This is a genomic window from Mycobacterium sp. (assembly GCF_052143115.1).
In the GTDB taxonomy this organism is placed as follows: Bacteria; Actinomycetota; Actinomycetes; order Mycobacteriales; family Mycobacteriaceae; genus Mycobacterium.
The window spans coordinates 43,113-63,411 of record NZ_JBKQTQ010000053.1 but is presented as its reverse complement, the minus strand read 5'-3'; the positions used below and the strand labels follow the sequence as shown (position 1 = coordinate 63,411).

Below are 20,299 nucleotides of genomic sequence, written 5' to 3'. Positions count from 1 at the left end.
CTCGCACCGGCGAAACGGTGAAGGTCAAGCCAACGTCCGTGCCGGCGTTCCGGCCGGGCGCACAATTCAAAGCGGTTGTCTCTGGCGCACAGCGCCTCCCAGCGGAAGGACCAGCAGTGAAGCGAGGTGTCGTCGCGGGCGGGGCCGTGAAGAAGGCCGTGGTGAAGAAGGCCGCCAAGAGGGCTGTGGCCCGCAAGGCCGTGAAGAAGGCCGTGGTGAAGAAGGCCACCACGAGGGCTGTGGCCCGCAAGGCCGTGAAGAAGGCCGTGGCGAAGAAAGCCGTGAAGAAGGCCGTGGCCCGCAAGGCCGTGAAGAAGGCCGTGGCGAAGAAAGCCGTGAAGAAGGCCGTGGCGAAGAAGGCCGTTAGGAAGGCTGTCGTCAAGAAGGCTGCCACCAAGGCGCCGGCCAAGAAGGCCGCGGCCCGTCGCGGCCGCCGGTAGGCGCTAACCAGTTCAACACACAGATTCGCCGCGGGGCCGGCTCTCTCGAGGCGCCCGTGGCGAATCTGCGTGCTAGGTCACGACGTTGGCGGCCAGCGCACTGCCGATGTGGTCGGCTGCCAGCAGACGGCCGTCAGCCAGCGACAGCACCCACGTACTGCCCTTGCGGTTGCGGGACTTGTCCGGAAGTATCCCGTCGCGTTCACACCACCACGTGATCAGGTCCGGAATCACCTTGCCCTGCGTGCAGATCACCGGTGTGCCGTGCGAGCCGGCGATCTGCAGAACCCGCCGTCGACCGCGTTTAGGGTTGTCGGCGTACGCCTCTTCGGTCAGCGTCGGCTCATCGCCGATGACGACGCCGAGCTCCTCGGCCAGCGGTTCCACTGTCTGGTGGCAGCGCACGCGATCGGCGGCATAGACATCGGTGGGGCGGAAGGCCGATAGCTGCCCTACGAGTGCCTCGGCCTGCGCACGGCCCTTCTTGTCCAACGGTCGCATTTTGTCGTCACCGGAGAATCGGGACTTGCTGCCCGCGGTGCCGTGCCGGACCACTAGTACGGTCTGGGTGTCGGCCGGGAATTTGGCGAACCGGCGCAAGACCTTTCGATCGTGTGAGTAGGACACCTTCTCGATCGCGTCGGAGGTCGGCAGCCAGATCAGATCGTCGACCTCCCGTCCGGGGGTGAATTCTCCGCCCAAACTGCGCGCCGCCCAGTAGCGAACCCTCTTGACACCCTGGTCGACCGGATAGCTCACGTTGTGAAGGCGGCGACCAAGTTGTGCACGGTGACCGGTTTCCTCGAAGATTTCTCGGACCGCGGTTGTTGGTTCGGTTTCACCAGGATCCATTTTGCCTTTGGGTAACGACCAATCGTCGTAGCGAGGACGATGGATGACCGCCACCTCGACCGACTGACTGGCGCTGGGTCGCCAGAGCACCGCACCGGCGGCCCAAATGATTTTCCCGCTCACACTCAGATCATCCGACCAGATAGGAGTCGGCACCGTAACCCTTGCAAGTCAATTCGTACCTTCGCGCCTGATTGACATCGTCGCCATGGTACAGGTGGCCTCACGCGTTCCTGTGTCGCTCCATCAGCGATACCTGGTGGTCGCGAACCGTGTGGCCCGCTTTTGGAGACGCGGTCCACTGTGCTTCCGGCCCCAGTTCCCAGCAGCGGGTAGCTGGATCCAGCGCCGACTCGAAGATGTCGTTCAGCTGTGCGGTCAGTCGGGGGTCTTTCACCTGAGCCAGCACCTCGACCCGCCGATCCAGGTTGCGGTGCATCATGTCCGCGCTGCCGATCCAGAATTCGTCGATGGCGTGGAAATGAATGATCCGCGAGTGCTCCAGGAACCGGCCCAGAATCGAGCGCACGGAAATGTTTTCGGAGAAGCCCTCGACGCCGGGGCGCAGTGCGCAAATTCCGCGCACCACGACCTCCACGCGCACCCCGGCTTGCGATGCGCGGTAGAGCGCATCGATGACCTGCTCGTCGACAAGCGCGTTCATCTTGAGCCGTATGCGCCCGTTGCCGGTTTCGCGGTGAGCCGAGATCTCCCGGTCGACGCGTTCGATGATGCCTTTTCGAATTCCGTGCGGTGCGACCAACAGGTTGCGGTACGACAGCTTGCGCGAATAGCCGGTCAGCGTGTTGAACAGATCGGTCAAATCGGCACCGATGTCGGGGGCGGCGGTCAGCAGGCCGATGTCCTCATAGAGCCGTGCCGTCTTGCTGTTGTAGTTGCCGGTCCCGATATGGCAGTACCGCCGGATCGTCGAGCCTTCCCGGCGCACCACTAGACAAGTCTTGCAATGCGTTTTCAGGCCGACGAGGCCGTAGGCCACATGGACTCCCGCCTGCTCGAGTGCGCGCGCCCACTTGATGTTGGCCTGTTCGTCGAACCGCGCCTTGATTTCGACCAATGCCACTACTTGCTTGCCGGCTGCGGCGGCTTCGATCAGCGACCGAACGATCGGTGAATCACCGGATGTGCGGTACAGCGTTTGTTTAATCGCCAGCACGTTGGGATCGGCGGCAGCCAGCTCGATAAAGCGTTGCGTGCTAGTGGAGAACGAGTCATAAGGATGATGCACCAACACGTCCCCCTCGCGCAGGGTCGCGAAAATGCTCTTCGGCGTTTCCCGATCGGCGAATGCCGGGGGGGTGTCCGGAACGAATGCAGGATCCTTCAGTGCCGGCCGGTCGACGCCGTAAATCTGCCACAACGAGGAGAGATCGAGCAGCCCCGGCACTTGGACGACGTCGCCGGGATGCACGTCGAGTTCACGCAGCAGCAGCTCTAACATGTGCTCGGTCATGTCGTCGGCCACCTCGAGGCGCACCGGGGACCCGAACCGTCGACGCGCCAGCTCCCGCTCGAGCGCCTGCAGGAGATCCTCGTCGCGATCTTCGTCGACCTCGAAATCGGCGTTGCGAGTTATGCGGAACGCGTGGTGCTCGACGATTTCCATGCCCGGAAACAGCGTCGGGAGGAAGGCCGCGATCAGCTCCTCCATCGGCAAGAAGCGGACTTCCTTGTCGTCGTCGCCTGGCCTCGCGTCGAGCTCAACGAAACGATCGACGTTGTCGGGCACCTTGACTCGGGCGAAGTGCTGGCCACCGTCCTCCGGCTGCCTAACCGTGACCGCCAGGTTCAGGCTCAAGCCGCTGACGAACGGAAACGGGTGAGCGGGGTCGACGGCCAGCGGAGTCAGGACGGGGAATACCTGCTCGTTGAAGTACGTCGCGAGTCGGTCGCGCTCAGCCTGGTCCACATCGGTCCACGTGACGACGTGGATACCTTCCTCGGCCAACCCGGGCCGCACCGAGTCGAGGAACACCTCCGCGTGCCGGCTGGCGATCTGCTGGGTCTGCTCGCCGATGCGACGCAGTTGCTCGCGCGGGGTCAGGCCATCCGCGGAGCGCACCGAGAGACCCATCTCGTCGCGTCGCTTCAGGCCGGCGACGCGAACCATGTAGAACTCGTCGAGGTTGGAGGCGAAGATCGCCAGAAACTTCGCCCGCTCTAGCAACGGCAGTGAGGTGTCGGCGGCCAGCGCCAGTACGCGAGCGTTGAAGTCCAGCCAGCTCAGTTCGCGGTTCAGGTAGCGGTGCTCGGGGAGTTCGTCCTCTACTAGAGCCGCCGTGGCAGCGGGCGGTGCGGCCGGCGGTGGGCCGTCCTGTCGCCATGCGGGCCCGTCGGGCCGCGCTTCGGCTGAGGTCGTCGTAACGTCCGCGGCTTCGATTTCGGTCACCCTAGTGATCATTCCCCATCACTGGGTGATGCTGCTACCGACTAGATGACGTCCATCCGCCGTTGAGGAGCCGTTTACCCGTCGTTACCGACGCACGCCGGCGATAGCCCGACCGGTCGTCGGACCCATCCCGAGACGGCGCGCGACCGCCAAGTCATCGGGTGTGTCGATATCACAGCGCAATCCAGGCCATGCCCCGGTGAGCTCGATCGCGCCCGAACGCCGATACCGCGCGCAAGAATCCGGCCCGAACTGTGGGTCGAGCGCAGCTCCGAATGCGCACAGCGCCGCGGTACCCGTGCCGAGCCGGTCGGCGACGAAACTCCGTTCGTGGTGTCGTGCCGCGGCGATCGCCTCGGCGAGTTCCTGCGTCTGCAATGCCGGTAGATCCCCTTGCAGCACCACGATATTGGACACTGATTCGGCCACCACCCGCTCGGCGGCCGCGATCGCGTTGTTCAGCGGGTCGGGGTGACCTTCTGGCGTGGGATCGGCCAGCACCTCGGCGCCGAGTTGGCTCGCCGCGGCTGCCGCGGTGTCGTCGGGCGTGATGACGGTGATGTGGCGCACGGACCCGACCCTCGCCGCGGCGGTGAGGGTGTCGATCAGCATGGCCAGTACCACGGTCTCCCGCGTCTGCGCGGAAAACACCGGCGCGAGCCTGGTCTTGGCGGCGGCCAGTCGCTTGACGGCGACGATCAAGCCGACATCGCCGCCGGCGTCGGCTCGGCTGCCGCTCATACGTTACTTGCGGCATGGGAACCCCAGGCTTGGGCCAGGGGAAAAACAGCCGCGTCTCCTTTCGGTGGCTTGTCGGTGGTAGCGGTTACGTTGCGAGGGTGTCGCGATATCGGCTGCTTCCTACTGCCGCGCAGGCGGCCATGCTGGCGGAGCATTGTCGTCACGCCCGATATATGTGGAATCTGGCCGTCGAGCAGCAACAGCATTGGCAGCCCGGACGTCATGCGCCCGGCTATAGCGAGCAGTGTGCTCAGTTGACCGCCGCCCGCGCGGAGCATGACTGGCTGGCGTCTGGCTCGCAGACCGTGCAGCAGCAAGCATTGCGGGACTTCGCCCAGGCCATGCGCAACTTTTTCACTGGAACGCACCGCCGGCCGACGTGGCGCAAAGCCGGCGTGCATGAGGGATTCCGGCAGGTCGGGCTGAAACTGCATCACGTCGAGCGTCTGAACCGCCGGTTCGGTCAGGTCTGGGTGCCTAAGGTGGGTTGGGTGCGTTTCCGTCTGTCGCGGCCGGTCCCCGAGGGCCTGAAGTCCTACCGGGTTACCCGCGATCGGGCTGGCCGCTGGCATATCGGGTTCGCACATATCCCTAGTCCGATCGCTGGTCCGGGTGAGGGCAGCGTGGTCGGTATCGACCGTGGCGTTGTAGTGTCGGCGGCCTTGTCGACCGGTGAACTGCTGCGCGTTCCTGGTCTGAGCTGCGGTGAGGCTAACCGGTTGAAGGTACTGCAGCAGCGGCTCGCCCGCGCCAAGCGCGGCTCGAACCGGCGAGCTCGCACGAAGCTGGCGATCGCGAAGCTGAAAGCGCGGGAGACCGACCGACGCAAAGACTGGGTCGAAAATGCCACCACTGACATCGCGCGGCGCTTCGATACGATCCGGATCGAGGCCCTCGACGTGCGCATGATGACACACACCGCGCGGGGAACTGTGGCGCAACCGGGTGTGCGCGTGGCCCAAAAACGTGGACTGAACCGGGCCATCAGCACAAGCTGTTGGGGTGTGCTCGCCGCGCGTTTGCAGCACAAGGCTTACGGTCGGGTCGAGCAAATCCCGGCCGCGTACACGTCGCAACGATGCTCCGCATGCGGGCACGTCGCACCCCAAAACCGCAAGAGCCAAGCGGTTTTCGAGTGCGAGGTCTGTAACACGGGTCCGTGCAACGCCGACGTGAACGCTGCACGCAACATCGCCGCCGGACGGGCGGTGACAGCACGGGGAGACCTCGGCGCTAGCCGGTCTGCGAACCGTGAACCTCAACTCAGCTCTCCCGCCGCATAGGTAAGTGGGTGGGTTGAAATCCTTCGGCTTCAGCCGGGGGAGGACGTCAAAAAGCCATCCTGCCAGTTTCTCTCTTTGTGCATGTGTGCGGCGCTCTCGCGGTCCATGGCCCCCTCAGGTGGCTGCGCTCGACTTGATTGCCAGATGCCCCTCAAGCGGTGATACTCACGTGCCGCAAGCGGGGAGACGTTAAAGATCGCTAGGCGATCTGCATCGTCGCTGGGCTACGGTGGAGCGCTGCAGTTAACGCATCGACGAGACGGGGTATGAAGGCAGAGCATGGCCAGCAAGACAACGGTGATGGGGGCCGGCGCATGGGGTACGGCGCTCGCCAAATTGCTCGCCGACGCTGGCGGCGAGGTCACGCTGTGGGCGCGGCGGTCCGAGGTCGCCGCCGAAATCAACGCCAGCCGGTGCAACCCCGACTACTTGCCTGGCGTCGAGTTGCCGCCGGGTATTCGGGCCACCGGTGACGCGGCTCAAGCACTCACCGGGGCGTCGACGGTGCTGCTGGCGGTGCCGGCGCAGACGATGCGGACCAATCTCGAACGGTGGAAAGGTCTGTTCGCCGAGGGTGCGACCCTGGTCAGCGCGGCCAAGGGCATCGAGTTAGGCACGCTGATGCGGATGAGCCAGGTCGTCGTTGCCGTGACCGGTGTCGACCCGTCGCAGGTCGCGGTCATTTCCGGGCCGAACTTGGCCAGCGAGATCGCCGACGAGCAACCCGCTGCCACCGTCATCGCGTCCAGCGATTCCGGGCGCGCGGTTGCCCTGCAGCGCATGCTGAACACCGGATACTTTCGCCCGTACACCAATGCCGACCTGATCGGCACCGAGATCGGCGGCGCATGCAAGAACGTGATCGCGCTGGCCTGCGGGATGGCGGCCGGGGTGGGCCTCGGTGAAAACACCGCGGCCGCGATCATCACCCGCGGCCTGGCGGAGATCATGCGGTTCGGGATAGCGGTCGGGGCTAAAGGCACAACACTGGCAGGCCTGGCCGGGGTGGGCGATCTGGTGGCTACCTGCACCTCACCCCGCTCGCGTAACCGCTCGTTCGGCGAATCTCTGGGGCTTGGCCAGACGATGGAGTCTGCGCAGCAGGCCCGCGGCGGCCATGTCGTCGAGGGAGTGACGTCGTGCGAGTCGGTGCTGGCGCTGGCCTCGAGTTATGACGTCGAGATGCCGCTGACCGACGCGGTGCACCGGGTCTGTCACAAGGGGTTGTCGGTCGACCAGGCGGTGGTTCTGCTCTTGGGACGCAGCACGAAGCCGGAATGAGCCAGGCTGCGGGTAACGGTGGAGCTAACCTCGTGGTAACCAGCACCGGAGCACCCAGGCGGTAGCCTCTCTAGGTTGTGAGTGCCCGCTTCCCCTCCAAGACGACCGATCGCGGCCGCATCCGCGTCGCCGTCGTGTTCGGCGGTCGCAGCAACGAGCACGCCATTTCCTGTGTCTCGGCGGGCAGCATTTTGCGCAATCTCGATCCGGAGCGGTTCGACGTGGTCGCGGTTGGCATCACGCCGGACGGCTCGTGGGTGCTGACCGACGGCGACCCCGACGCGCTGGCGATTACCAATCGGCAGCTGCCGGGGGTGAGCTCCGAGTCGGGCACCGAGCTGGCCCTGGCCGCCGATCCGCAGCGGGCCGGCCAACTGGTATCGCTGTCGCCCGGTGGGGCGGAGGTGCTGGCGTCCGTCGACGTGGTCTTCCCGGTTTTGCACGGACCCTACGGGGAAGACGGCACCATCCAGGGCCTGCTCGAACTCGCCGGCGTGCCCTACGTCGGCGCCGGGGTATTGGCCAGCGCGGCGGGGATGGACAAGGAGTTCACCAAGAAGCTGCTGGTTGCCGAGGGCCTTCCGGTCGGCGCCTATGAGGTGCTGCGGCCGTCGCAGCCGACGCTCGACGTTGGCCCGCGCGAGCGACTTGGGTTGCCGGTCTTCGTCAAACCGGCGCGGGGCGGCTCGTCGATCGGAGTGAGCCGGGTGACCAGCTGGGATGAGCTACCCGCGGCCATCGCCCATGCCCGTCAGCACGACCCGAAGGTGATCGTCGAGGCTGCGGTTGTCGGCCGCGAGTTGGAATGTGGCGTGCTCGAATTCGCTGACGGGACACTGCAAGCCAGCACCGTCGGGGAGATCCGGGTGGCCGGGGTGCGCGGACGCGAAGACTCCTTTTATGACTTCGCGACCAAATACCTCGACGACGCCGCCGAACTGGACGTGCCCGCCAAGGTCGACGACGACGTGAGTGATGCGGTGCGGGAGTTGGCGATCCGGGCGTTCAAGGCGATCGACTGTCAAGGACTGGCCCGGGTCGATTTCTTCCTCACCGATGACGGGCCAATGATCAATGAGGTCAACACAATGCCCGGGTTCACCACGATTTCGATGTACCCGCGGATGTGGGCGGCCAGCGGCGTGGATTATCCAACCTTGTTGGCGGCCATGGTTGAAACGGCGCTGGCGCGCGGGACGGGTCTGCGCTAACCGGGCGGCGTCGGGCTGATCGGCACCGCCGGCAAGGTGTGGTCAATCAAGTCGGAAAGCTGCTGGATCGGCGTCGGGCCAGATCCCGACGGCAGCGTGAGCGCCGCATAGACGGTTCGGTCGACCGTGTACCAGGTTGATCGGTCATCTTGGCGAACCTCAAACCACTGCACCCGGTCGACGAGCTGGATTGGCGAACCGACGACGAAGTCGGCCGGGCGGTTGAGGCCACACCGCAACACCACCGGCTCGCCATCGCTTGCGGCCCGCCAGGCGGCGGTGCCCGGGGGCGTCGGCTGCGCGATGGGGACGCGCTGATAGTCGCCGAGCCGCTGCGGCAGCGCTTCCAGTACTGCCCGACATGCGGGATCCTGCGCGCGGGGGGCGGGCACAGCCGCGATGGCCACTGGTTGCAGCGGCGGATGGCGGGTGGCCGCGATCGCCAGAATGACGCTGATGGCACCGACCGCTAGCACCACTGCGGCGATCAGCACCGCCCGCGGCGGCCCCTCCGAGTCGGCCATCGCTTCACCTTCTGCTCAGCCTGTCGATTCGCACTTACACTCGCGAAGTCAGCGGAGACGAACTTACCGGAGGTGATGTGGGCAGCGGCGACTCTGATCCCACGCTGGGCGACGTTGGCGAATTCGGCGTGATCGAAGGGCTGACCCGGGATCGGCGCCAGCCGGACGCGGTCGCTGTCGGACCGGGTGACGACGCTGCTGTGGTGATGGCCGCCGACGGTCGCGTCGCGGTGTCGACGGACATGCTCATCGAGGGCCGACACTTCCGGCTGGACTGGTCGACACCGCACGATGTCGGCCGTAAAGCCGTCGCACAGAACGCCGCTGACATCGAAGCGATGGGCGGACGGGCCACCGCGTTCGTTGTCGCCTTCGGCGCACCGCCCGAGACGCCGACCGCACAGGTCAAGGCGCTGGCAGACGGGATGTGGGACGAGGCCGGGCGGATTGGCGCCGGCATTGTCGGCGGGGATCTGGTCAGCAGCCCGAAATGGGCGGTGTCAATGACCGTGCTGGGCGACCTTGCCGGTCGGGCGCCGGTGTTGCGGTCCGGGGCGCGACCCGGCTCGCGAATCGCCGTCGCCGGTCGGCTGGGACACTCTGCTGCCGGATATGACCTGTGGCACAACGATATTGATGGGTTCGACGAGTTGCGGCGTCACCACTTGGTGCCGCAACCGCCCTACGGGCAGGGTCGCGCGGCTGCCGAGGCTGGTGCTCAGGCGATGATCGACGTCTCCGACGGCCTGGTCGGCGACCTGCGACACCTGGCCGAGGCGTCCGGCGTGTGCGTCGACCTGAGTACCGAAGCGCTGAGCGCCGATCGCGAAGCACTGCTAAGTGCTGCCGAAGCCGCAGGGGTCGACGGGTGGACGTGGGTGCTTGCCGGGGGAGAGGACCATGCCCTGGTCGCGGCGTTCGCCGGACCGGTTCCCGCCGGATGGCGGGTGATCGGGCGTGTGCTCGAGGGGCCGGCGCGAGTGCTCGTCGACGGCGCAGAGTGGCACGGATACGCCGGCTGGCAGTCCTTCAGTCGTTAGGGTGACCCGGTGACCGTCTACGCCATCGCCCAGTTGCGGTTCACCGACCGCGCCGCCTACGACCGGTACCAGACGCGATTCATGGATGTCTTCCGTCGTCACCCTGGAACGTTGTTGGTTGCCGACGAATCCCCGCAAGTGGTTGAGGGCCAGTGGGACCGGGACAAGGTCGTGTTGATGTCCTTTCCCGACGAGGCGGCATTCCGTCTGTGGTCGGAATCTCCTGACTATCAAGAAATTTCAAAGGATCGCCGTAAGGGTGCGGACAGCGTGGTGCTGTTGGCGAAGGGGCTGGCGTGACCGCGCGGCCGTTGCGTGAACTCGTCGAGGACGGTTGGGCCAGTGCACTGGAGTCCGTCGTGGAGCAGGTGGCCAAGATGGGTCAATTTCTGCGCACGGAGATCGCAGACGGCCGAGGTTACCTGCCGGCTGGACCGAATGTGTTGCGCGCGTTTTCTTTTCCGTTCGACCAGGTCCGGGTGCTGATTGTGGGTCAGGACCCGTACCCGACGCCAGGGCATGCTGTTGGCCTGAGCTTCTCAGTGGCCGCAGCTGTACGGCCGCTGCCGAGAAGTCTGGAGAACATCTTCGCCGAATATGCCAGTGACTTGGGCTATCCGGCGCCCTCCTGCGGCGACCTCACGCCGTGGGCAGAGCGTGGAGTGCTGCTGCTCAACCGCGTGCTCACGGTCCGGCCGGGCAACCCGGCGTCTCACCGGGGCAAGGGCTGGGAGGCCGTCACCGAGTGCGCGATTCGCGCTCTGGTGGACCGCCGGCAGCCCATGGTGGCTATTTTGTGGGGCCGCGACGCCTCGACGCTGAAGCCGATGCTGGCGGGCAGTGAGTGTGTCTCGATCGAGTCGCCGCATCCCTCGCCGCTTTCGGCGTCGCGGGGATTTTTCGGTTCCCGCCCGTTCAGCCGCGCCAATGAGCTGCTGGTCGGGATGGGTGCCGAACCGATTGACTGGCGCCTGCCGTAATGCTGCAGCCGCGCTATCCCTTAGCCGCGGGTGACCTTACCGGCCTTGATGCACGACGTGCAGACGTTGACGCGGTGCTTGTTACCCCCGGGGCGGGTGGCAACGCGCACGCTCTGGATGTTGGGATCCCACCGACGGCTGGTCCGGCGATGGGAGTGCGACACCGACTTGCCGAAGCCCGGGCCCTTTCCGCAGATATCGCAGACGGCAGCCATACCTAAACTCCTCAAAGCTCTGGGGCCATGGGCTAATTGCCCTGCTCCTCCTCAGGCCCTTCAGGCCTGCATCGTCGCAGCTCGCGACCTCACGGGTGGCCCGGCGACCTGGCCAGGATAGCCGCCGCCGGGCCGAACCGCCAAAACGATCAACACGCGCCGGGCGCCATGTGACCTGTGCTGTCGGCCGCAATAGATAGGCTGGCGCCCACCGATGGCGGCGTGAGGAGGTGGGTTTTAGGTGGGGTCGGGGCTGGCTGGACCGGATCGCGCATTGGACGCGCCGGCACTGCGTGACTGGGCGCACACGGCCGTTGGTGACCTGATCACCCACATCGACGAGATCAATCGGCTCAACGTGTTCCCGGTCGCCGATTCTGACACTGGTGTCAATATGTTGTTCACCATGCGTTCGGCGCTAGCCGAGGCCAACGCCGTTGCTAGTTCCAAGGCCGGTCCTGGCGACGTCGTCCGGGTGGCGGCCGCCCTGTCGGCGGGCGCGCTGAACGGTGCACGCGGCAACTCCGGGGTGATTCTGTCGCAGATCCTGCGGGGTATCGCCGACGTCACCGCCGACGCCGCCGCCAAATCCGGTGCCGAACTGCAGGTCATCGACGGGGCGCTGCTCGGCGCGGCGCTGCACCGCGGCGTTGATCTGGTTGTCACCTCGATGGGCGGCCAGGAGGTCTCCGGGACGATCGTCTCGGTGCTGCGGGCGGCCGCCGATGCCGTCGAGCAGAGCGCCGGGGAGGGGCTGGCCCGGGCGATCACCGCCGCCGGCGACGCCGCGGTGGTCGCATTGGAGAAGACCCCCGAGCAGCTTGACGTGCTGGGCGATGCCGGGGTGGTCGACGCTGGTGGGCGGGGTCTGCTGGTCCTCCTCGACGCGTTGCGCTCGACGATCATCGGCCAAGCGCCCAGCCGCACGTTGTATGAGCCGTCACCGCGTCGCCAAACCGCAGAGCCCGCCGCGCAACCCCCTGCGCCGCAATTCGAGGTGATGTACCTGCTGGGTGGGTGCGACACCGAGGGCGCTGATCTGCTGCGCGAGCGGCTCGATGAGCTCGGTGAGTCGGTGGCCATCGCGACGTCCGGCGTGGTTGGCGGTTACTCGGTCCATGTCCACACCGACGACGCCGGGGCCGCCGTCGAAGCGGGTCTGGCGTTCGGCAATCCGCGGCGGATCCAGATCTCCGCGCTGACCGGCGCCGCCAGCGGGCTGCCGCCCGGCAGCTGGACCCGGGAACGCGCGGTGTTGGCGGTCGTCGACGGCGACGGCGCCGCGGAGTTGTTCGCCGGCGAGGGGGCCTGCGTGGTGCGTCCCGGCCCACACGTCGCCGACCCGATGACGGCCATCAGCGCCCAGCAGCTGCTGCGTGCCGTGGTAGATACCGAAGCCGCGCAGGTGATGGTGTTGCCCAACGGCTACCTGGCCGCCGAGGAACTGGTGGCCGGCTGCACGGCTGCGATCGGGTGGGGCATCGACGTGGTGCCGCTGCCGACCGGATCGATGGTGCAGGGGCTGGCTGCGCTCGCGGTACACGAACCGGGCCGGCAAGCCGTCGACGACGGCTACACGATGGCGCGCGCCGCCGGCGCCGCCAAGCATGGATCGGTGCGCATCGCGACCGAAACAGCGTTGACCTGGGCCGGTGCCTGTGAACCCGGCAACGGGCTGGGCATCGCGGGCGACGAGGTGCTGATCGTGGCCCCCGACGTCGCGTCGGCGGCAATCGGCCTGATCGATTTGCTGTTGGCCGCCGGGGGTGAACTGGTGACGGTGCTGGTGGGCGCCGACATCGACCGGCACGTCGATGCGACGGCAGTGAGCGACAGGCTGCAAGCCCACGTGCACGACCGCCACCCGGGAACCGAGCTGGTGACCTACCACACCGGGCACCGCGGCGACGCGCTGCTGATCGGGGTCGAGTAGCCATGGTGACGCTGAGCGACCGCCTGGATTACATCGTCGGCGCCAAAGCCGCGAACCCGCTCGACGAGGTGTTCGGCATCCGCACCGTCGACGACCTGCTTCGCCACTACCCACGCAGCTACGTCGAGGGCACCAGCGTGCGCGGCGCCGCCGACGAGCGGCCGGCCGAAGGTGAGCACGTCACGCTCGTCGACGAGATCGCCGATGTGGTTGAGAAGCCGATCAGAAATCGCCCGAGAGACAAGATATTGCGCGTCACCCTCGGCTCCGGGCGCAGCAAGGTCACCGCCACGTTTTTCAACCCTCGCTACCTCAAGAAGGGGCTAACCAAGGGCACCAAGGTGATGCTCTCCGGCGAGGTTGGGTTCTTCCGCGGCGCAATGCAACTGACGCATCCGGCGTTCCTTATCCTCGACTCCCCGGACGGCAGGAACCGCGGCAGCCGGTCGCTGCGCAACATCGCCGACGCCTCGCAGGCTGTCAGCGGCGAGGTGTTGCAAGAGGCGTTCGAACGCCGCTTCTATCCGATCTATCCGGCCAGCACCAAACTGCAGAGCTGGGACATCTTCAACTGCGTGCGTCAGGTGCTCGAGGTCCTCGACCCGGTGGCCGACCCACTGCCGAAAGCGCTGTGCGCCAAGCACAATCTGGTCTCCGAAGATGAGGCGCTGCGCGCCATCCACCTGGCCGAAAATGATGCCGACCGCCGGCGTGCCCGAGAACGGTTGACGTTCGACGAGGCCGTCGGGCTGCAGTGGGCGCTGGTGAGCCGTCGCCACGGCGAACTGGCCCAGTCTGGGCCGGCGGCGTCAATGCGTTCGGATGGGCTCAAGCAAGAACTCTTGCAGTGCTTGCCATTCGAGTTGACAGCCGGCCAGCACGAGGTGCTGGAGGTGCTTTCCGCCGAACTGGGCTCGACCCGCCCGATGAACCGGCTGCTGCAAGGCGAGGTGGGGTCGGGCAAGACGATCGTAGCGGTGCTGGCAATGCTGCAGATGGTCGATGCCGGCTACCAGTGTGCACTGTTGGCGCCGACGGAAGTACTTGCCGCACAACATCTCCAGTCGATCAACGATGTGCTTGGGCCACTGGCGATGGCCGGCCAGCTCGGCGGTGCTGACAACGCCACGCGAGTGGCGCTGCTCACCGGCTCGATGTCGGCGGCCCAGAAAAAACAGGTTCGCGGCGAGATCACCAGCGGCCAGGTCGGCATCGTGGTGGGCACCCACGCGCTGCTGCGAGACGCGGTCGAATTTCACCAGCTCGGCATCGTCGTCGTCGACGAGCAGCATCGGTTTGGCGTCGAGCAACGAGACCAGTTGCGGGCCAAGGCCCCTGCCGGGATTACACCGCATCTGCTGGTGATGACGGCGACGCCGATACCGCGGACAGTGGCGCTCACCGTCTACGGCGACCTGGAGACTTCGACGCTGCGTGAGCTTCCCCGCGGTCGGCAGCCGATCACCACCAGCGCCATCTTCGTCAAGGACAAGCCGGCATGGCTGGACCGGGCCTGGCGGCGCATCATCGAGGAGGTTGCCGACGGGCGTCAGGCCTACGTGGTGGCGCCGCGGATCGACGATTCCGACAACGGCGGCGAGACCGAAAACGGTGGAAGGCCATCGGCGACAGCTGAAGAGCTATTCGCCGGGCTGCGCCGTGACCAGCTCGCCGGTCTACGACTGGGACTCATGCATGGCCGGCTGTCCGCGGAGCAGAAGGATGCCGTGATGACGGCGTTTCGCGCCGGTGAGATCGATGTGCTGGTGTGCACCACAGTCATTGAAGTCGGCGTTGACGTCCCGAACGCGACCGTGATGCTGGTTATGGACGCCGACTGGTTCGGGATCAGCCAGTTGCATCAATTGCGCGGCCGCATTGGTCGGGGCGCGCATGCGAGCCTATGTCTACTGGCGAGCTGGGTGGCGCCGGATTCCCGGGCAGGCCGGCGACTGAATGCCGTCGCCGGGACGCTCGACGGGTTCGCTCTGGCCGACTTGGATCTCAGGGAGCGCCGAGAAGGAGATGTGCTGGGCCGCAGCCAGTCCGGCCGTGCGATCACGCTACAACTGCTGTCGCTGATCGATCACCAGCATGTGATCGAGGCGGCCCGGGACTTCTGCGAGCAGGTCTACGACGACGAGTCCGCGCATCCCGGATTGGGCCTACTCGCAGCACCATTCATCGGAACCGAGCGCATCGCATACTTGGATAAGTCATGACCGCCAGCCGCGATACAGAGCGTGGCGATGCTGAGGAGCGGCGCATATGACCGCCAGCCGCGATACAGAGCGTGGCGATGCTGAGCGTGGCGATGCGGAGGAGCGGCGCATATGAATCGCAGAACGCTGCTGTGGTTGTCGGCGATCGCGGTGCTCGCGGTACTGGTCGCCTATCAGGTGGTGGCCACGTCGGCGGGAGACCGCGCCCGGGAGTTCGCGGCGCGAGCCGACGTTCCCACCGTGCAGCCCGGTGTCGACGTGCTACGCGGAATCGTGTTGGTGCCGGCCAGGATCCGTCGCTATGACTACCGTCGTCCGGCGTTCGGCGACGCCTGGACCGACGAGACCGACGCGCCCGGCGGGCACAACGGATGCGACACCCGCGACGATATTCTCAACCGCGACCTCGTCGACAAGACGTATGTGCGGATCAAACGGTGCCCCGACGCCGTCGAAACCGGCATCCTGCGCGACCCGTACACCAACGCCACCATCAACTTTCACCGTGGCGCCGGGGTCGGCGCGGCGGTGGAGATCGACCACATCGTGCCGCTGGCGCTGGCCTGGGACATGGGGGCCTACGGCTGGCCGATTGCCGAACGGGTGCGGTTCGCCAACGATCCGGCCAACCTGCTGGCGGTGTCCGGAAAGGCAAACGAGGACAAGGCCGATTCCCAGCCGGCCTTATGGATGCCGCCCAACAAAGCGTTCTGGTGTCAGTACGCCATGCAGTACGTCGCGGTGTCGCGCGGTTACGCGCTTCCCGTCGACCAGGCTTCGGCGGACGTATTGCGTCAGGCGACGGCCACCTGCCCGGTCGGACAGCCGAGCTAGATCCCGGTGTAGGTCAGCGGATCATCGCGCACCCGGGTGCCGTCATTGAGCCCGTTGAGCGCGTCCATGTGTTCGGCGGCCAACTCGAAATCGAAGACGTCGAGGTTCTCGGCGATGCGCTCGGGTTTGGCCGATCGCGGAATCACCACATTGCCCAGCTCCAGGCTCCACCGGATCAGCACCTGCGCCGGGGTGCGGCTGTATTCGGCGGCGACGGACGCGACCGTCGGGTTATCTAGCAACCTGCCGACCGCCAGCGGGCTGTAGGCCTCGGTGACCACGTCGTGCGCGGCGTTGGCCGCGCGCAGCTCGGCCTGGTTGAGCAGCGGGTGCAGCTCGATTTGGTTGACCGCGGGGGTAACGAAGGTCAGGTCGATGACCGTCTCCAGGTGCTCGTCGGTGAAGTTACACACCCCGATTGACCGAACGTATTCGTCGCCGCGTAACTGAATCAGGCCGCCGAAGCTGTCCACGTACTTGCCCAACTGCGGTGCCGGCCAATGGATCAGGTAAAGGTCGAGGTAGTCCAGGCCGAGCCGCTCCAGACTGGCCTTGCAGGCGTTCTGGGTGGAGGTGAGGCCCTGGTCGGCGTTGGCGAGCTTGGTGGTGACGAACAGCTCCGCGCGCGGGATGCCGGACGCCGCGATAGCGCGGCCGACCGCGGCTTCATTGCCGTATACCGAAGCGGTATCGATCAGCCGATACCCCATCTCCAGCGCCGCCGAGACCGCGCGCTCGGTCTCGTCGTCCGACAATTCGCCGACGCCGAGGCCAAGGGACGGCATCGTGTTCTCGTCATTGAGTGCTATGGAGGGGACCGAGGCGCCCGACTCGCCGGTCAACGTCATTCACCTGCCTGTGAAGTCGAAGGTTCGTGGATCAGGACCGAGCCGGTTGCCGTCGTCGAGCGAAGAGATAGACGCCATGTCGTTGCTGCTGAGTTCGAAATCGAACACGTCGAAGTTGCCCGCAATCCGCTTAGGGTTCACTGACTTGGGGATCACGATATTACCGAGCTGAATATGCCACCGAATCAGAACCTGGGCGGGCGTTCGGCCGCAGCTTTCGGCGACCCCGGTGATGGTCGGATGGGTCAGCAACGATCCCCGCCCGAGCGGTCCCCACGCCTCGGTCGCGATGCCCAGGCGGGCATGGACCTTTCGCAACTCGGTTTGCGGCAGCCGCGGGTGCAGCTCGACCTGGTTGACGGCGGGCACAATCCCGGTGGCATCGATAAGGACGTCGAGGTGCTCGGGTTCGAAATTGCTGACCCCGATCGACCGGATCCGGCCCTGATCGCGCAGGTGAGCGAACGTCTTGAAGGTGTCGACGAACTTGTTCCGCTGCGCCATCGGCCAATGCACGAGGTAAAGGTCCAGATATTCGATCCCCAGCCGATGCATGCTGGCGTCGAATGCCGCCAGCGTGCTCTCGTAGCCCTGGTCGGCGTTCCACAGCTTGGTGACCAAGTAGAGTTCGTCTCTGGGCACGCCGGACGCAGCGACTGCGCGGCCGGTTTCGCGTTCGTTGCCGTACATCGCCGCGGTGTCGATATGGCGGTAACCGGTGCGCAGCGCGGTGCCCACCGCCTGCTCGGTGTCTGCGGGCGGGATCTTGAATACGCCGAATCCGACGGCGGGAATGCCATTACCGTCGTTCAGTGGGATCAAGGGGCCTAAGGAACTAGCCATGACACGAAGTCTGCCAGGCACGCCGGACCTGCAGCTCAAAGTGCAGAGTGGGTGGGCCGGTCGGCTGCAGAGCGTCGCCACCAAGGTCGGTGTCAAGGTGATTCCGTGGGTGCCGACCCGCGCCGTGCGACTGCTTGCCGGGGGCCGCTCGGTCTCGATCGACGGCAATACGCTGGATCCGACGTTGCAGCTGATGCTGTCGGCGCAGCACGCCATGGGCATCGAGGGTTTGGCGGTAGGTAACGACGTCGTGGCTTCTCGTGCTCTGATGCGGGAGACCTGCCTTGGGTTCGCCGGCCCGCAGGTGCACGTCGGCGTCAGCGACCTGTCGATACCTGGACCCGCTGTTCAGATCCCAGCTCGGCACTACCGCCCGGCGACCGCCGAGCCGTCGCCGGTGCTGGTCTTCTACCACGGCGGCGGCTGGACGATCGGCGACTTGGACACCCACGATGCGCTGTGCCGGCTGACCTGCCGTGACGCCGACGTCCATGTGCTGTCCATCGATTACCGGCTGGCCCCTGAGCACCCGGCGCCCGCCGCGATCGACGACGCCTATGCGGCGTTTCGGTGGGCTGACGAGCACGCCGGCGAGCTCGGGGCGATACGCGGCAAAGTGGCCGTCGGCGGGGACAGCGCCGGCGGCAACCTGGCGGCCGTGGTGTCCCAGCTGGCGCGCGACGACAGGGCCACCCAGGACCCTCCGGGTCCCCTGCCGGTGCTGCAGTGGCTGATCTATCCGCGGACTGATTTCACCGCGCAGACCCGGTCGTTGAGCCTGTTCGCCGAGGGGTTTTTGCTGACCAAGCACGATATGGACTGGTTCGAGACCCAATATCTGGGCGACTCGGACCTCGAGCCGACAGATCCGCGGATATCGCCGCTGCTCGCCGAGTCGCTGTCAGGTTTGCCGCCCGCGCTGATCGCGACCACGGGCTTCGACCCGCTGCGCGACGAGGGTAATCGGTACGCGGCGGCGCTGCGCGCAGCCGGCACGCCCGTCGACTTGCGCTCTTTTGGGTCGTTGACTCATGGCTTCGCCAGCCTGTTCCCGCTCGGCGGTGGCAGTGCCATCGCAACCACTGAGTTGGTCTCGGCGTTGCGCGCCCACCTCAGCCGCGTCTGAGCTGGAGCTACTGACGCCGGTACGCTATAGACGCGATAACCGGCCGCGCCGCGGTCGGAGCAGTAAAGCCGACATTCACACGACGGAGGGTGAGCGAGTCCGTGGCCGCCAAATCGAAACGCCCCGCCAGCTACGACCTGAATGCCGCCGGGCGCCGACGCGATCTGGCAGTAAGGATCGGGCTTACCGCGATCGTGTTGATTTTCGCCGTCGTCCTGGTCGGCTACATCGTGACCTCGCATAACAAGAAGATTTCCGGTGCCGAACGCGCGGTGCGGGTGACGTCGAGCAAGCTGATCACCAAAGACGGCACTCACGACCCCAAAGCGGTCGTGACGTTCTACGAGGACTTCCTCTGCCCGGCGTGTGGGAACTTCGAGCGACAATTCGGAGCGACGGTGGCGAACCTGATCGACACCGGCGCGATCGCCGCGGACTACTACATGGTGGGTCTGCTTAGCAGACCGCAGAACGATGATTACTCCTCGCGGGCCGGCAATGCGGCCTACTGCGTCGCCGACGAATCGATCGACGCCTTCCGCCGATTCCACACAACGCTGTACCGCAGCAACCTGCAGCCCTCCGAAACCGGCACGACATTTCCCAGCGATGCTCAGTTGATCGAGTATGCCCGCGTGGCCGGCGTGGTCGGCAAGGTGCCCGACTGCGTCAACAGCGGCAAGTACTTGCCGATGGTCGATGGACTGGCCCAAGCCACCGGGATTCACGCCACCCCGACGATCCACATCAACGGCCAGGACTACCAATGGTCGACGCCTCAGGCGCTGGTGGACAAGATCAAAGAGATCGTCGGCGATGTCCCGGGCCTCGACGCGGCGGCGACCCCAGCGGCGTCGTGACCGTCGCGGCGTCAGCGCAGACTGGCGAGCCAGTTAAGGATTCAGCTTCGCTGTCTCGGCGCGCAGCGACGGTGCCGCCGGCGAGCGCATGGTGGGTGCTGATAGCCGGTGTGATCGGGTTGATCGCCTCGTTCACGCTGACCGTGGAGAAGATCAAGATCCTGCTCAACCCGTCGTTCGTGCCGTCGTGCAACATCAACCCGATCGTGTCCTGCGGTTCGGTGATGACGACGCCACAAGCCTCGGTGCTGGGTTTCCCCAATTCGCTCATCGGCATTGCCGGGTTCACTGTGGTAGCAGTCACCGGTGTCTTGGCTGTGGCGAAAGTGCCGCTGCCGCGGTGGTATTGGGTTGGATTGACAGTCGGGACACTGGTCGGGGCCGCGTTCGTGCACTGGCTGATCTTCCAAAGCCTTTACCGCATCGGGGCCCTGTGCCCGTATTGCATGGTGGTGTGGGTGGCCACCATCTCGCTGTTGGTGGTGGTCAGCGCGGTCGCGTTCCGGCCAACCGGTGAAAGCCATAACAGCGCAGTGATCCGTGAGCTCTGCCGTTGGCGTTGGTCGATTGCCGCGCTGTGGTTCACCGCGGTCTTTCTGCTGATTCTGGCCCGGTTCTGGGACTATTGGTCGACGCTTCTATAAACAGCCGAGGTA

General features: G+C 66.0%; 20 protein-coding genes. 13 read left to right on the top strand and 7 right to left on the bottom strand.

Annotation, left to right across the window (positions count from 1 at the left end):
- Positions 1-440, top strand: a 440-nt coding sequence (locus ACLQI9_RS06250) for a DNA-binding protein (protein ID WP_442382109.1), incomplete at its 5' end; no start/stop codon positions are given.
- A gap of 72 nt (positions 441-512) precedes the next feature.
- On the opposite strand, the gene ACLQI9_RS06245 is transcribed toward ACLQI9_RS06250, so the two are convergent.
- From ACLQI9_RS06245 to cofC, 3 genes are all read right to left on the bottom strand, one after another.
- Positions 513-1,415, bottom strand: coding sequence for an NUDIX hydrolase (locus ACLQI9_RS06245; RefSeq protein ID WP_442382108.1), 903 nt, complete (start codon positions 1,413-1,415; stop codon positions 513-515).
- Between the two features lie 100 nt (positions 1,416-1,515).
- On the bottom strand, positions 1,516-3,714 hold the full coding sequence (locus ACLQI9_RS06240) for an RNA degradosome polyphosphate kinase (RefSeq protein ID WP_442382107.1): 2,199 nt from the start codon (positions 3,712-3,714) through the stop codon (positions 1,516-1,518).
- Positions 3,715-3,786: 72 nt separating this feature from the next.
- Positions 3,787-4,443: a 2-phospho-L-lactate guanylyltransferase gene (cofC, locus tag ACLQI9_RS06235; protein ID WP_442382106.1), complete on the bottom strand. Its 657-nt coding sequence runs from the start codon at positions 4,441-4,443 to the stop codon at positions 3,787-3,789.
- A gap of 98 nt (positions 4,444-4,541) precedes the next feature.
- Here cofC and ACLQI9_RS06230 point away from each other — a divergent pair, with 98 nt between their 5' ends.
- From ACLQI9_RS06230 to ACLQI9_RS06220, 3 genes are all read left to right on the top strand, one after another.
- On the top strand, positions 4,542-5,726 hold the full coding sequence (locus ACLQI9_RS06230) for an RNA-guided endonuclease InsQ/TnpB family protein (protein WP_442382105.1): 1,185 nt from the start codon (positions 4,542-4,544) through the stop codon (positions 5,724-5,726).
- 279 nt (positions 5,727-6,005) lie between these two features.
- A complete protein-coding gene (locus ACLQI9_RS06225; protein WP_442382104.1) occupies positions 6,006-7,007 on the top strand; it encodes an NAD(P)H-dependent glycerol-3-phosphate dehydrogenase in 1,002 nt (333 codons plus the stop codon).
- Between the two features lie 77 nt (positions 7,008-7,084).
- The gene (locus tag ACLQI9_RS06220) at positions 7,085-8,218 is read left to right on the top strand and encodes a D-alanine--D-alanine ligase family protein (protein ID WP_442382103.1); all 1,134 of its coding nucleotides are present in this window, start codon (positions 7,085-7,087) and stop codon (positions 8,216-8,218) included.
- On the opposite strand, the gene ACLQI9_RS06215 is transcribed toward ACLQI9_RS06220, so the two are convergent.
- On the bottom strand, positions 8,215-8,742 hold the full coding sequence (locus ACLQI9_RS06215; protein ID WP_442382102.1) for a DUF3515 domain-containing protein: 528 nt from the start codon (positions 8,740-8,742) through the stop codon (positions 8,215-8,217). The genes ACLQI9_RS06220 and ACLQI9_RS06215 overlap by 4 nt on opposite strands.
- Before the next feature lie 77 nt (positions 8,743-8,819).
- Between ACLQI9_RS06215 and ACLQI9_RS06210 the strand changes: the two genes are divergently transcribed.
- From ACLQI9_RS06210 to ACLQI9_RS06200, 3 genes are read left to right on the top strand one after another with little or no spacing between them, the layout of a single operon-like run.
- Positions 8,820-9,782, top strand: coding sequence for a thiamine-phosphate kinase (locus ACLQI9_RS06210; protein WP_442382101.1), 963 nt, complete (start codon positions 8,820-8,822; stop codon positions 9,780-9,782).
- Between the two features lie 9 nt (positions 9,783-9,791).
- Positions 9,792-10,082 (top strand): DUF1330 domain-containing protein, encoded by a 291-nt coding sequence (locus ACLQI9_RS06205; RefSeq protein WP_442382100.1) that lies wholly within the window; start codon positions 9,792-9,794, stop codon positions 10,080-10,082.
- A complete protein-coding gene (locus ACLQI9_RS06200) occupies positions 10,079-10,762 on the top strand; it encodes a uracil-DNA glycosylase (RefSeq protein WP_442382099.1) in 684 nt (227 codons plus the stop codon). Before ACLQI9_RS06205 ends, ACLQI9_RS06200 begins: the two co-directional genes overlap by 4 nt.
- A 20-nt stretch (positions 10,763-10,782) precedes the next feature.
- On the opposite strand, the gene rpmB is transcribed toward ACLQI9_RS06200, so the two are convergent.
- Entirely contained in the window at positions 10,783-10,977 is a 195-nt protein-coding gene (gene rpmB, locus ACLQI9_RS06195; RefSeq protein ID WP_325681490.1) for a 50S ribosomal protein L28, read from the bottom strand.
- 274 nt (positions 10,978-11,251) lie between these two features.
- Between rpmB and ACLQI9_RS06190 the strand changes: the two genes are divergently transcribed.
- From ACLQI9_RS06190 to ACLQI9_RS06180, 3 genes are all read left to right on the top strand, one after another.
- Complete coding sequence (locus ACLQI9_RS06190; protein WP_442382113.1) at positions 11,252-12,910, top strand: DAK2 domain-containing protein; 1,659 nt, start codon at positions 11,252-11,254, stop codon at positions 12,908-12,910.
- A 2-nt stretch (positions 12,911-12,912) separates the two neighbouring features.
- Positions 12,913-15,132 (top strand): ATP-dependent DNA helicase RecG, encoded by a 2,220-nt coding sequence (gene recG, locus ACLQI9_RS06185; RefSeq protein WP_442382098.1) that lies wholly within the window; start codon positions 12,913-12,915, stop codon positions 15,130-15,132.
- A gap of 111 nt (positions 15,133-15,243) precedes the next feature.
- Positions 15,244-15,966: an HNH endonuclease family protein gene (locus ACLQI9_RS06180; RefSeq protein ID WP_442382097.1), complete on the top strand. Its 723-nt coding sequence runs from the start codon at positions 15,244-15,246 to the stop codon at positions 15,964-15,966.
- On the opposite strand, the gene ACLQI9_RS06175 is transcribed toward ACLQI9_RS06180, so the two are convergent.
- Entirely contained in the window at positions 15,963-16,808 is an 846-nt protein-coding gene (locus ACLQI9_RS06175; protein WP_442382112.1) for an aldo/keto reductase, read from the bottom strand. The genes ACLQI9_RS06180 and ACLQI9_RS06175 overlap by 4 nt on opposite strands.
- Before the next feature lie 6 nt (positions 16,809-16,814).
- The gene (locus ACLQI9_RS06170; protein ID WP_442382096.1) at positions 16,815-17,657 is read right to left on the bottom strand and encodes an aldo/keto reductase; all 843 of its coding nucleotides are present in this window, start codon (positions 17,655-17,657) and stop codon (positions 16,815-16,817) included.
- On the opposite strand from ACLQI9_RS06170, the gene ACLQI9_RS06165 reads away from it, so the two are divergent.
- From ACLQI9_RS06165 to ACLQI9_RS06155, 3 genes are all read left to right on the top strand, one after another.
- Complete coding sequence (locus tag ACLQI9_RS06165) at positions 17,656-18,783, top strand: alpha/beta hydrolase (protein WP_442382095.1); 1,128 nt, start codon at positions 17,656-17,658, stop codon at positions 18,781-18,783. The genes ACLQI9_RS06170 and ACLQI9_RS06165 overlap by 2 nt on opposite strands.
- Before the next feature lie 101 nt (positions 18,784-18,884).
- Positions 18,885-19,643 carry a DsbA family protein gene (locus ACLQI9_RS06160; protein WP_442382094.1) on the top strand — a complete coding sequence of 253 codons (759 nt, stop codon included), beginning with the start codon at positions 18,885-18,887 and terminating at the stop codon, positions 19,641-19,643.
- Positions 19,644-19,693: 50 nt separating this feature from the next.
- On the top strand, positions 19,694-20,287 hold the full coding sequence (locus ACLQI9_RS06155) for a vitamin K epoxide reductase family protein (protein ID WP_442382111.1): 594 nt from the start codon (positions 19,694-19,696) through the stop codon (positions 20,285-20,287).
- Positions 20,288-20,299 lie beyond the last annotated feature (12 nt).

Bases quoted from the DNA above. Each gene is read 5' to 3' on its own strand.
- ACLQI9_RS06165 (WP_442382095.1), top strand. From the start codon at position 17,656: ATGACACGAAGTCTGCCAGGCACGCCGGACCTGCAGCTCAAAGTGCAG.
- recG (WP_442382098.1), top strand. From the start codon at position 12,913: ATGGTGACGCTGAGCGACCGCCTGGATTACATCGTCGGCGCCAAAGCC.
- ACLQI9_RS06170 (WP_442382096.1), bottom strand. From the start codon at position 17,657: ATGGCTAGTTCCTTAGGCCCCTTGATCCCACTGAACGACGGTAATGGC.
- ACLQI9_RS06240 (WP_442382107.1), bottom strand. From the start codon at position 3,714: ATGATCACTAGGGTGACCGAAATCGAAGCCGCGGACGTTACGACGACC.
- ACLQI9_RS06180 (WP_442382097.1), top strand. From the start codon at position 15,244: ATGAATCGCAGAACGCTGCTGTGGTTGTCGGCGATCGCGGTGCTCGCG.
- ACLQI9_RS06215 (WP_442382102.1), bottom strand. From the start codon at position 8,742: ATGGCCGACTCGGAGGGGCCGCCGCGGGCGGTGCTGATCGCCGCAGTG.
- ACLQI9_RS06225 (WP_442382104.1), top strand. From the start codon at position 6,006: ATGGCCAGCAAGACAACGGTGATGGGGGCCGGCGCATGGGGTACGGCG.
- cofC (WP_442382106.1), bottom strand. From the start codon at position 4,443: ATGAGCGGCAGCCGAGCCGACGCCGGCGGCGATGTCGGCTTGATCGTC.
- rpmB (WP_325681490.1), bottom strand. From the start codon at position 10,977: ATGGCTGCCGTCTGCGATATCTGCGGAAAGGGCCCGGGCTTCGGCAAG.